At 33.3% G+C, this 12,463-nt stretch carries 13 protein-coding genes; all 13 read right to left on the bottom strand.

What is annotated here, in order from left to right; all coding sequences use genetic code 11:
* Window positions 1-6: 6 nt before the first annotated feature.
* On the bottom strand, window positions 7-567 hold the full coding sequence (locus tag OC526_RS02190; protein ID WP_262121882.1) for an ATP-binding cassette domain-containing protein: 561 nt from the start codon (window positions 565-567) through the stop codon (window positions 7-9).
* On the bottom strand, window positions 554-1,303 hold the full coding sequence (locus OC526_RS02185; RefSeq protein WP_262121879.1) for an ABC transporter permease: 750 nt from the start codon (window positions 1,301-1,303) through the stop codon (window positions 554-556). The genes OC526_RS02190 and OC526_RS02185 overlap by 14 nt, the downstream gene beginning before the upstream one ends.
* On the bottom strand, window positions 1,281-2,354 hold the full coding sequence (locus OC526_RS02180) for an ABC transporter substrate-binding protein (protein ID WP_262121875.1): 1,074 nt from the start codon (window positions 2,352-2,354) through the stop codon (window positions 1,281-1,283). Before OC526_RS02180 ends, OC526_RS02185 begins: the two co-directional genes overlap by 23 nt.
* 16 nt (window positions 2,355-2,370) lie before the next feature.
* A complete protein-coding gene (locus OC526_RS02175; protein WP_262121874.1) occupies window positions 2,371-3,894 on the bottom strand; it encodes a 4Fe-4S dicluster domain-containing protein in 1,524 nt (507 codons plus the stop codon).
* A complete protein-coding gene (locus OC526_RS02170; RefSeq protein ID WP_262121872.1) occupies window positions 3,894-4,184 on the bottom strand; it encodes a hypothetical protein in 291 nt (96 codons plus the stop codon). The genes OC526_RS02175 and OC526_RS02170 overlap by 1 nt, the downstream gene beginning before the upstream one ends.
* A gap of 75 nt (window positions 4,185-4,259) precedes the next feature.
* Window positions 4,260-5,912 carry a sensor histidine kinase gene (locus tag OC526_RS02165; RefSeq protein ID WP_262121871.1) on the bottom strand — a complete coding sequence of 551 codons (1,653 nt, stop codon included), beginning with the start codon at window positions 5,910-5,912 and terminating at the stop codon, window positions 4,260-4,262.
* Window positions 5,909-6,568: a response regulator transcription factor gene (locus OC526_RS02160; protein WP_262121867.1), complete on the bottom strand. Its 660-nt coding sequence runs from the start codon at window positions 6,566-6,568 to the stop codon at window positions 5,909-5,911. Before OC526_RS02160 ends, OC526_RS02165 begins: the two co-directional genes overlap by 4 nt.
* A 2-nt stretch (window positions 6,569-6,570) precedes the next feature.
* Window positions 6,571-7,188 carry a phosphate signaling complex PhoU family protein gene (locus tag OC526_RS02155; RefSeq protein ID WP_262121865.1) on the bottom strand — a complete coding sequence of 206 codons (618 nt, stop codon included), beginning with the start codon at window positions 7,186-7,188 and terminating at the stop codon, window positions 6,571-6,573.
* Window positions 7,189-7,191: 3 nt separating this feature from the next.
* Entirely contained in the window at window positions 7,192-8,031 is an 840-nt protein-coding gene (pstB, locus tag OC526_RS02150) for a phosphate ABC transporter ATP-binding protein PstB (RefSeq protein ID WP_410050265.1), read from the bottom strand.
* A 153-nt stretch (window positions 8,032-8,184) separates the two neighbouring features.
* On the bottom strand, window positions 8,185-8,997 hold the full coding sequence (gene pstA, locus OC526_RS02145; protein WP_262121863.1) for a phosphate ABC transporter permease PstA: 813 nt from the start codon (window positions 8,995-8,997) through the stop codon (window positions 8,185-8,187).
* 19 nt (window positions 8,998-9,016) lie between these two features.
* Window positions 9,017-9,877, bottom strand: a complete 861-nt coding sequence (gene pstC / locus OC526_RS02140; protein WP_262121861.1) for a phosphate ABC transporter permease subunit PstC — start codon at window positions 9,875-9,877, stop codon at window positions 9,017-9,019.
* A gap of 4 nt (window positions 9,878-9,881) precedes the next feature.
* Window positions 9,882-10,910: a substrate-binding domain-containing protein gene (locus OC526_RS02135; RefSeq protein WP_262121858.1), complete on the bottom strand. Its 1,029-nt coding sequence runs from the start codon at window positions 10,908-10,910 to the stop codon at window positions 9,882-9,884.
* Between the two features lie 145 nt (window positions 10,911-11,055).
* Window positions 11,056-12,417, bottom strand: a complete 1,362-nt coding sequence (locus tag OC526_RS02130) for a uracil-xanthine permease family protein (protein ID WP_262121857.1) — start codon at window positions 12,415-12,417, stop codon at window positions 11,056-11,058.
* Window positions 12,418-12,463: the final 46 nt, after the last annotated feature.

The following is a 12,463-nucleotide window of genomic DNA, read 5'->3' as shown; positions in this document are numbered from 1 at the left end:
ATACAACTATAAAAAGATTATATTTTCATTGCTTATATCAAAAAGCTTGTAATCATCAAGATTGTGGGAAACTATTATTATAGATTTATCTTTAAACTTTTGCTTTATTAACCTAGCCAAATCTTTTTTGCTATTAAAATCAAGACCTGTAAAAGGCTCATCCATTATTAAGATATCTCCATCAAATAAATAAGCACGGGCAAGGGCTACTCTTCGTTGCATGCCCCCACTAAATAGATTTACACTTTTATCTACATCAAAAATTCCAAATTTATTTAGAATTGATTTAGCTAAATCTATATTATCTGAAAGTATCTTCAAATTATCCAGGGCTGATATTTCATCTATAAGTCTGTTTTCTTGAAAAACTACAGAAGCTTTTTTAAAGTCTCTTTTTATAAATCCATGGTCAGGTTTTTCTAAACCTAAGATAAGGTTTATAATAGTCGTTTTACCAATACCAGATTTACCAAAAATCCCTAAATTTTCTCCATCTTTAAGTATAAAAGAAAGATTCTCTAAGATAGGATGATTATAGGATTTATAAACACCTTTAAATTCTAGCATAATCTACTCCTAAAAATCTTTTAAGCATGTATTCAAAAATAGATGATATTAATAATATTGATATAGTCCAAGCAAATAAATTTGGCATATCTAGGTAAACTTTAGCATTATAGAGATTATTACCGATAGAGTTTTGTGGCAGTCCTATTACTTCTGCAGCTATCCCAGCCTTAAAAACCAAGCCTGATACACTAATGATAGAGGAATACAGAAAATATTTTGCCTTTACTTTATAAATATATCTTATTTTCTTAATTTCACTTACCTTATACACATCAGCCATTTCTAAAATTTTTCTATCAATACTTTCTAGTCCATCATATAAATTTTGAAAGATTAAAGGCATAGCCATTATAAAACTAACATATATAGAAAGGAGTGATTTATCTGCCCAAAACAATAAAAATATAACTATACTTGCCAAGGGTATAGACCTAAATACACGAATAATAGGACTTATAAAATCATAAAATAATTTGTATCTATAGGATAGATAGGCAAAAATCGTCCCAATTGCAATAGATATTATAAATCCTACTAGTATTTTTATTGTAGAAGTAAGTATCGTCTTATAAAATGCTGCTTGCCCTAAAAGTGATATAAAACTTTTAAATACAAGAAGAGGAGATGGTAATAGTATCTCCTCTTTTATAAGACTTGCCATAATTTGCCATAGCATAAGCCAAATTATAGCTATAATTATTTTTCTAAATCTATTTTTTGTAGTAGAAGTCATCTTCTGGTAGGGACCCACCCACTAGTTGGGGATTACTTTGGTAAAGATAATCTAGGTGTTTTTCGAGCATAGATTTCATCTCTTGGCCATCAATATATTTTAAAGCAAGATTTGGTAATGCTTTTTTAGCTACTGGCTCTGGCATAATGTCATACTGACCTAAAAGAGCTGCTGTATCATCTACATTTTGCTTTGCTTGATCAATTGAATCCTTATAGGAATCTAGTAGAAGTGGAACATCTATTTCATCTAGATACTCACTTCTTCCAACAAGTACAGCTGAAATTAGTGGGCTAGATGTTGCTTGTTCGTAAAGTTTATTTACATCAATGGCAACTTTTGCATTTTCATTTTTCATCAAAACATTTGTTACCATTGGCTCTGGAAGAAGGGCAAGCTTTGCTTCTCCTGCTATCATTTTTTGAGCTACTTCACTGGCTTCTGCTAGATATTCTATTTTTACATCACCTTGATTAAATCCAGCATTTTTTATAACTTCATTTATAGCCAAATCTGGAGTTGCGCCCTTAGCTGCTGTATATATAGTTTCTCCACTATTTACTAAATCTTCTATAGAGTTTATATTAAGGTCTCCATTTTCAACTAAATATAAAACTCCAAGATTATTTATAGCCAATACTTTTATCTTGCCACCAGTTTTATTATAAACTGTAGCAGCAAGATTTGGAGGAATGATTGCAATATCGGTCTCTCCTGAAACTAGTTGTGGAACTACTGCATCTGGAGCTCCTTCTACTGACTCGTTAAAGCTAAAGTTTGACCCATCATTTTTAGATGAATCTAGCATATTTATAGCTCCAGCACTTGTAGGTCCTTTTAGCATGGCAATATTTACATCATAGTGGGCCTTACTGCTATCATCAGTCTCTTCTTTTTTTATTTGCTCAGGCTTTTGAGCTTGCTTATTAGTTTCTGCTTCTTCTACTTTTGTTGTTTGTGTTTTCTCAGTATTTTGATTTGCTGTATTATTAGAACATCCTATTAGCCCAAGAGCTAATAGGATAACTAATGATTTAGATTTTAATTTCAATTACTAATTCCTTGTCTTATTTTAATAATTCATCATTTGGTCTATCTTCTGCTGGAATATTGATATTATCAGCTGGAGATTTAAAGTCTGATGCTTTTGAAAATGCTTTTACAGCTTTGGCAGTTTTGTTATCAGCTATTACTACTCCAGGACCACCAACACATCCGCCTTGGCAAGCCATACCTTCGATAAGTTTACCATCCATACGGCCAAGTTTTGCCATTTGTGCAAGTTTTACACAATTTGCTAGTCCATCTGCAGCTTCTACATCTATTTCTATGCCTGGTCTTATTTCTTTAGCACGTCTTACAACTGCTTCAGCTACTCCACCACCTACTGCGTAGTATCTACCTGTTTCTGAAGCATCCATCATAACTTCATCTACTTCGATTTCTGATGGTTCTATACCTTTTGCGAGGAACATTCCTAGAAGTTCTTCATAGGTTATTACAAAGTCTATTATTTCTGCTACTTGTGGCTCTAAAGCTTCTAATTTTTTAGAAATACATGGTCCTATAAAGGTTATTTCGCAGTTTGGATCTTTTTTCTTAAGTTGTAATCCTGTATAAATCATTGGTGTAGATGATTCTGATATGTATTCATTGATATCTGGGAATTTCTTTCTTACCATCATCTTCCATGAGAAGCAGCAAGATGTTCCCATAAATGGAAATTCTCCAGTAGGAACTTTTTCTAAGTACTCGTGAGCTTCATTCATAGTTGTAAGGTCAGCCCCTAATCCAACTTCTATTACTTCATCAAAACCTAATTGTTTGATAGCTTCTCTTGTTTGTTCTGGGCTAACATCTGGACCAAATTGACCCACAAAAGATGGAGCTACTATAGCATAGGTTTTCTTTTTTGATTGGATAGATTTTACTAACTGGTAAATCTCAGATTTATCAGAAATAGCGCCAAATGGACATGTAGAAATACATTTTCCACAAGCTACACAAGTTTCAGCATCAATTTCTGCACGGCCAAGTTCATCAGAATGGATAGCATTTACCCCACAGCTAGCTGCACATGGTCTTTTTTGGTGGTTGATTGCATTATATGGGCAAGCTTCAACACATTTACCGCATTTAATACATTTTTCTTGATCAATTACCGATCCTTCTCTTGTGTAAGAAACAGCATTTTTTGGACAAACATTCACACATGGATGGCCAATACATGCCATACATTGGTCTGTTACTGTAACTTTATTTTCTGCACAAGCATGGCAGGCAATTTTTATTACACTTACTAAAGGTGGATTGTAGATTCTGTGGCTTACATCCATTTTATCAAGACCTTCAGTAATAGCATCAGTTTTATCTGCAGTTCTTGCATCAAGACCTATACCCATTCTAAGTCTTTCACCCATTACTGCCCTATCTAGGAATATGGATTCTCTGTATTTTGCCTCTTCTCCTGGCAATATGTCATATACTTCTAGGCCTATGTCTGTTATTGGTCTATTTTCATAAGCAATTTTTGCTATATGTTCAAAGGCCATTCTTCTTATGTTTAATATGTCTATGTATGTTTCTTTCATTAGTTGGCCTCTTCTATTGGTGAATGTGCATTAAAGATATGCTCCATTAATTCTTCTGGCATAACTTTTTCTAAATATGTATCATCTACTTTTGCTAGTGGTGCGATATTATCTGAATCTTCTATATCATCCATTATATTTATGTACTCAACTTCTATTTCCGGTTTTTTTTCTATCTTATCGAAGGAATAAGCTTTTATTAAGTCAGCTTTCACTTCATCTACAGCATCAAGAAGAAATTCATTGCCTGCTGCGGTGCATCTTGCACACGAACATATTACAATTTTCATAAAACCTCCTTACTGGTTCTATATAAATTATAACAAAGAAAAAGTTTATAAGCAATGATAAAAAATTATCAGTACCTATAAACTATCTTTTCGATCAAGGCCTAGGGGTATTTCTATTATAAATTTTGTACCTTCATTAATTTTTGATTCAACTTTTATATTGTAACCTAGGTAACTAACTATGTGTTTTACAATAGATAGGCCAAGGCCAGTAGATTTTTGATTTCTTTTTCTAGACTTATCTACCACATAAAATCTCTCAAATATTCTTTTTGTATCTGCTGGAGCAATTCCTACTCCCGTATCAGCTATTGATAGAAAATACGAATTTTCTCCCAAATCATATGATACTGTAATAGTCCCGCCAACTTTATTATATTTTATAGCATTTTCATAAATATTTGAAACTAAGTCATAAAATAAGGATTTTGAAGTCTTGATTTTATAAGGCTTAATATTATTGATAACTTTTATTTCTTTATTGTCAGTTAGCCTTAAGTATTTTTCGACAGTAGCATTTACAACTTCACCTATGTCTACTTCTACAAAGTCCTTGTCAAAGTTATTCTCATCTAGTCTTGAAATTTTAAGTATATCATCAATTATTTCCAAGAGTCTATTGCCCTCTTTGTAGATGATTTTAGCAAATTTATTTACATCATCTTCTTTTGCAATGCCTGTCGCTATAAGTTCTGCATAACCGTTTATGGATGTTAGTGGACTTTTAAGTTCGTGGGTGACATTTGCAGAAAACTCACGACGCATTTTTTCTGCCTGCATATCTTCAGAATTATCGATTATAATCATCGCATAGGCCTTTTGGGTGCTAGTTGATAATGGATCGATAAAGATTCTTAGATAATAGCCGTTTAATTTTATATCCAAAATCTTGCTACGTTTTAGAATGGAAGCTTCTCTTAGGGCCAAATTATATTCCCTATCGTCTATTAGATTATTAATGTGAGATTTTTCATCAGCTCCCAAATAATTTTTAGCAGAATTATTCATCAGCTCCACATTACCATCTCCATCAAAGAGGATAAAACCTTCTTTCATATTGCTGGTAATATTTGTAAACTCAGCGAGCCTTGACTTTAGATTTTCTGATGCAATAGTCAACTCATCAATCCTATCAGCATAAGTTTTTAAGGGTACTTTAAGATCTTCATAGCGACTATCTTTTATAAGCCTGTCATAATTTGTATAGGATATTTTTTTGATATAATGATCGACATTTTCACTTACAAATTTATTTATCAGATAATTTAAAAGCAGAGCTAGTCCAATATGTAATATAAGCAAAAATATATTGATATAAAATCCTAAATTGTGAACATAGGAAATTAGCAAAATATTTTCACCCCTTGCCCCATAAACAGTTTGCTTGGTAAAGGCCTCATATGAGCTAGTATTTTTATTATAGGATTCTTTATTAAAATTGAAGTCATCATAATTTTTTATTTTTATCCTATCTGGATTAAACAAGGTTTGTCGATTATTATCCAAGTAAACAAGAGATAAGTCCTTATGGCTACTATTAAATTTTTCTAGAGTATCAAAAAAATCAGCGTCTTCTTCTTCCATTAAAAGAAAGCCCAAAGCATTTTTCGCAAAATCACTTTGAGCTTTTTCCCTTGTTTTATAAGAAATACTGTTGCTGATTAGAAAAGATAGGATTAAAAGTATAAATGCCAATCTTTTCATGGAGTATCTTGCAAGTTGTTTCATATTTCTCCAAACTTATATCCTAAGTTTCTTACAGTTTTTATATGCTTTCCTTCGCTAAGGAGTTTGTTACGCAGGGATGCTATATGAACATCTACTGTTCTAGTTTCTCCTTCATAATCATAGCCCCATATTTTTAAAAGAAAGTCTTCTCTAGTTATTACATTGCCTATATTATTCATAAATAATAATAGCATTTCAAATTCTTTAAAGGTTAAATCGATTAGTTGGCCAGATACTTTAACGGTTCTTTTTCTGGTATTTATAGATATATCCTCATAGTTGATATGGTCACTATCTTTTTTTACAGACCTTCTTAAAACCGCCTTTACCCTTGAAATTAGTTCTAGGATAGAAAATGGTTTTGTAATATAATCATCTGCCCCTGATTCTAGGCCTAAAACTTTGTCGAACTCGTCAGTCCTAGCTGTTAATAGTATGACTGGAATATCAGAAAATTCTCTGATTTCTTCTAGAATTTCTATACCATCTTTTTCAGGAAGCATTATATCAAGTATTAAAAGTTGGCCGCCTTTATTTTTTATTAGTTCTACTATATCTAAGCCATCTTCAAAAGTGGCTACCTTGTATCCTTTTTCAGTTAAAGCATAGTCTACTAAATTTCTTATAGACTTATCATCTTCAACTACATAAATCATTCCTAAAGCCTCGTAGCTAGATCGCCTACTCTTGCTAGACGATCACCTAGTCTTTCAAAATATTTATAAAGTAGAACTTTTTCAGAAAGCTCGATAGCACCTATGCTATTATTTTTATTTAAGTCTGCAATATAATTTACTGCTTCTTCAAATAATTTATTATTTACTTCGTCATCTTCGATAGTTTTTAGTCCCAAGTCATTATCATTGTGAATGAAGGCAGCTATACTATCTGCTGACATTTGTTTTTGATTAGCAATGAATCTTTTTACAAAATCAACTTCTTCATCATTTAAAGAATATTCAATCATAATCATTGACGCTTGGGCTAAGTGGCTAGCTATTCTCTTATATGTTGAAGCAAGTTTTATGCTCATTTGTAAAAATCTTAAGTCTTTAGCAACTGGTTGTTGTAAGGCTAGTAGCTCAAAGCAAAATCTTTCTACATCTGCAGCATTGCGTCTAATATCATCGTTAAGTTCAATTACTTCTTCAAGATTTTTGTTATTATGATTTTCTAAGTATAAGTCGAGCTTATCGTAACATAGGATGACAAGTTCCATAAGCTCATTACTCATATTTCTTACAGAATCAAGATCTTGTCTATACCTAGTTCTCATAGTCTAACCAAACCTTCCTGTAATGTAATCTTCTGTTCTCTTATCTCTTGGATCTTCAAAGATTTTTGTTGTATCATCCATTTCAATAACTTCTCCTGTAAGGAAGAAAGCTGTTTGGTCAGAGATACGAGCAGCTTGCTGCATATTGTGAGTTACGATTACTATTGTGTATTGTTCCTTTAAGTCTTGCATTAAATCTTCGATAGATGATGTAGAAATAGGGTCAAGAGCTGATGTAGGCTCATCCATTAGTACTATTTCTGGTTTGACAGAAAGAGTTCTTGCAATACAAATTCTTTGCTGTTGTCCACCTGAAAATGAAAGTGCGTTTTGGTCAAGTTTATCTTTAACTTCATCCCATATTGCAGCTTGCTTTAAAGATGTTTCTACTATTTCATCTAGGGCATCTTTATCTTTGATACCATCAAGTTTTGGTCCATAAGTTAAGTTATCGTAAACTGATTTTGAGAATGGGTTAGGTGTTTGAAAAACCATGCCGACATTACGACGTAAATTTACAACGTCAACATCTGGTTTGTAAATATCTCTACCATTTATCTCAATAAGTCCATCGATTTTACATGATTTTACGAGGTCATTCATTCTATTAAAGCATTTTAGTGTTGTAGATTTACCACAGCCTGATGGTCCGATAAATGCTGTTACTTGACCTTTTTTGATATCCATATTCACGCCTTTAAGAGCTTGGAAATCTCCGTAATATAAATCAAGGTCTTTAACTAAAATTGCTGTTTCTAGATCAGAATATTTATTTTTACGATCAAGAGTATGAACCTCGTGATTACTGTCATCTCTGTGATCATAATCTATGCTATAATCCATCTCATTTGTTTTGCTAGCATCTTTTACTTCAGCTTCTGATGCTTCTGTTTTTATATCTTGGCTAGAAACTTCTTTTGTAGATAGATTTTCATTTGCATTAGTCTTGCTGTTGTCAGAAGACTCAAATGTTTTTTTATCCATTTATTTCTCCTCTTAGTTAACTAAGGTTTTAGTAATTTTTGCTGATATCCAGTTAATTAAGATAACAAATATCAATAGTAATACGGCAGTAGCATAAGCTTCGGCTACGTGGAAACCTTCAGATGACAGCATATACATGTGTACAGCTAATGTTCTAGCTGAGTTTCCAAGGCTTTTTGGGATAGAAGGTTGAGTACCCATTGTATAAATTAATGCTGCTGATTCTCCAACGATTCTTCCTGTAGCAAGGAAAATACCACCTAGAATACCATCCATAGCCTCTGGGATAACAACTTTAAATATAGTTTGAATTTTAGTTGCACCTAGGGCTAAAGAAGCATGGGCCTGAAGTGGATTTACTGTAAGAATAGCTTCTTCAGTAGTTCTGATAATAGTTGGTAAAATCATAATAGCAACTGTTAAACAACCTGCTATTAGCGAATAGCCCATACCAAGTCCCATGTTTACGTTAGTTACAAAGAATAAGTAACCGAAAAGACCATAAACAATTGATGGGATTGATGATAGGATTTCTGTAGCAAATCTTACTGCTTTTATAAAATATTTATTTTCAGCATAATTTGATAAATAAATTGCTGTAAAAATTCCTACTGGTAGTGTGATTAATAATGTTAATATAATTGTAAATAATGTCGATATTAAAGCCGGCATTATTGAAACGTTTGTTGATGTATAATTCCATTCAAAAAGTGAAGGTGATATGTTTGGTATACCCTGAAAAAGGATATATAAAATAATTATTCCACCAAAAGCATATGCCAACACAGTAAATAGCCATACAAAAATTTTATAAGCTGTAGTCATATATACTCCTAGTCAATAATTAATATTTCGATTCACTTTTACTTCTTATAATATTGAAAAGTATGTTAATAATCAAAATAAAGAAGAATAGAACCATACCTGTGGCTATAAGTGACTCTCTATGCATTCCGGATGCATAACCCATCTCAAGAACGATGTTTGTAGTAAGAGTACGAGCACCCTTTAAGATAGATTCTGGCATTCTAGGTTGGTTACCAACTACTAGGTAAACTGCCATTGTCTCACCAATTGCACGACCTATAGCAAGGATAATTGAAGAAAAGATACCGCTTTTAGCGTAAGGAATCATAACATGATGAATAGTTTCTTCTTTTGTAGCTCCAAGTGCTAATGATCCAGTATAAAATACTTTTGGTACTTGGCGAAGAGAGTTTTCTGAGATATTTACCATAGTAGGCAATATCATAATACTAAGTAATATAGATGCTGTAAGCATATTATATTGTTGTGTATGGAAAATTTTACCAATCCTTGGCGCAAGTACAACCATGGCAAAGAAACCATATACAACTGAAGGGATAGCTGCCAATAAATTTATTAATGATTTAAGAAAGTTATAACTTTTATCAGCATAGTAAGCCATAAATATTGACACCGCTAGCCCAAAAGGTAGGGCTATAAGTGTAGATACTGCGGTTACAATAAGAGAGCCTACAATCATAGGCAAGATTCCAAAGCTTGCTGGTTTTGCTGTAGGCGCCCATTTTTGACCCGTTAAAAACGGAACAAGTCCGTATTTACTTACGAAACCTATTCCTGATCTAAAGATAAAGAATATAATTAATAGTATAAGTACTACGGACATTGCTGCTGATATAAGGAATAAGATTTCTCCAAATCTTTCCTTAGTATTCTTCATTTTTCTAGTTTAATTCTCCGGTGTTTTTGATTTCACCAGCGAAGATTTGTTTTAATTGTTCAACTGTTAAATCTTCAACTTTGCTGTCTTTGTTTACGATAACAGCGATTCCGTCTGTTGCGATAACTTCTGGTTTAAGTTGTTCTTTTTCTTCATCTTTAAGTTCTCTTGAAGCCATAGCGATTTGAGCTGCTCCGTCGATTACTGCTTCGATACCAGCTGATGAACCGTTTGATTGAAGTTCAATTCTTACTTCTGGGTTAAGTTCTTGGTATGCTTCGATGAATTTTTCCATTAGAGGTGTTACTGATGTAGAACCAGCAACTGTGATTGATCCGCTAAGTCCTTCTGCAGCTGTGTATTCTTCAGTATCTTTTAAAGGTACATATCCTTCTTCCACTACTATGTCTTGAGCTTGTTTAGAAAGAGCGAATTTTAAGAAGTCTTCTGAAATTTCATCTAGACCTTCTTCTTTGTATGCAAGGTTGAATGGTCTTGAGATTTTGTAATCTCCTGATTCGATGTTTTCTTCTGTTGCTTCTGCACCTTCAACTTTGACTGCTTTAACTGTGTCGTTTAGAGAACCAAGTGAGATGTATCCAATAGCCGATGGATCTTGTGCTACTGATGTCATAACCCCGTTTGTTGAGTTTTGAACTACAGCGTCAACTGTTGTTTTGTCTTCTTTTTCACCAGCGTCATTTTTTTCTTCAAGTCCAACGATTTCGATGAAAGCCCCTCTAGTACCAGAACCGTCTTCTCTTGATACTACTGTGAAGTCATAGTCTTCAGCGTTAGCTGTATCAGCTTCTTCTGCATTTTCTTCTTCTGTTGCTTCTTCAGCTTCTGGAGCCGCTTCTTCTTCTGGTTTTTCTTCTTCTGTTGCTTCTTCTTCAGTAGTTTCAGCTGTTTCAGTTTGAGCTGTTTCAGCTGGTTTTTCTTCTGTAGTTGTCGCGTTATCGTTACCACATGCTGTTAATACTAATCCTAATGATAGTGCTGCTGCGATAATTTTTGAATTTTTAAGTGTCATGAAAAATCTCCTTATAGTTTTCATATATTTGTTTTCTTGTTCATTCTACATAAACATTATTTAGATTATTTTAAATAATTGTAAAGTTTATGTAAAATTTGCTTCTCCTACATTATCATTATACCCACTTAAATATATTTAAACATCAAGATTTAGCCTTATCTTCTTCTTTTTCTGGTATTAGTAAGTTCATTAAAAATGCAAATATGGTTGTTAGTACCACTGGAGATGATCCTATGGCTACTTCTAAGCTTTGTGGCATGAAAGTAACTCCTGCATTATTTGCTGCAGTTACCACTTGCGTAAATCCAAAACCAATTGCTACCGAAACACCGACTATATAAGTATTTCTCATTGACAATGGCTGACTGGTTATCATTCTAATACCATTCATAGTAATAGCTGCAAAAACTGAAATTGTAGCTCCACCTATGACTGGAAACGGAATTGTAAGCAATAGGGAAGAAAACTTTGGAACCAGCCCTGCAATTAGAATCATCATAGCTGATGTAATAAATACTTTTTTATTAATTACTTTATTAATAGAAACAATGCCCGCATTTTGTGAAAAAGTTGATGTAGGCAAAGTTCCTAAAAATGAACCGATTATGTTGGCAAATGAGAATCCCATGATGCCCCCACGTAGCTCATCTTCTGTTGCTGGTCTATCTAGACCTCCGATTGTAGCAGAATTCATATCACCTATTCCCTCAATACAAGTAACTATGAAAATTATTATAAAAGCTGCAATTGCTGAAGGTTCAAAGCTAATTCCAAAATACATAGGTCTTATTACAGAAAACCAAGTAGCTTCACTTACTGGGTTTAAATCAACATATCCCATAAAATAAGCTAAAATATAACCTACAATCATAGAAAGCAAAACTGAAGCTAGAGAAAACATCCCCTTGCCAAAGTGAGTGAAAATTATATTTGCAAGGAGAGTTACCCCTGCAATAAACCAATATTGCCAAGCTCCCCATCCTGGCATGGAGAGGTCTCCACCCCCACCCATATAATTAAGAGCAACAGGATAAAGTGAAAGTCCTATTGATAAAACAACAGTACCTGCTACAAGAGGCGGAAAATAAGGCAATACGAATTTTAGAGCATAACCAAATATAAATGAAACAATAGCTGCTATTAATTGGGCACCTAAGACTATGGCCACAATATTTTTAGCTCCCAAACTTTGAAATTGGTTTGAAAGTGCAATCATGGTTGGCACATAGGAAAAACTAACCCCATATATCATAGGAAGCTTATTACCTATCAGATGCACAGGTGCTAATATAATTAAAAGGGTAGTAAGTGCAGAACCAATAAGTGACATTTGAACCAAAAGTATGGAATCTGCATAGTCAAGTCCTGCCGCTCCAGCAAAAATTAAAGTTGGAGCGATACATCCTGCAATCATTGCAATAAGATGTTCAAAAGCTAAAGGCAATGATTGTTTTAGACTCACTGGTCCATCAACAGTAAATAAATTAGAATAATTTTTATCCATCTTCTCTCCTTAACATAAAAATAAGAAACAACCGACCCAATTAACC

It is taken from the genome of Anaerococcus sp. Marseille-Q5996 (assembly GCF_946893725.1).
Classification (GTDB): domain Bacteria; phylum Bacillota; class Clostridia; order Tissierellales; family Peptoniphilaceae; genus Anaerococcus; species Anaerococcus martiniensis.
This window is presented reverse-complemented; position numbering and strand designations above follow the sequence as displayed.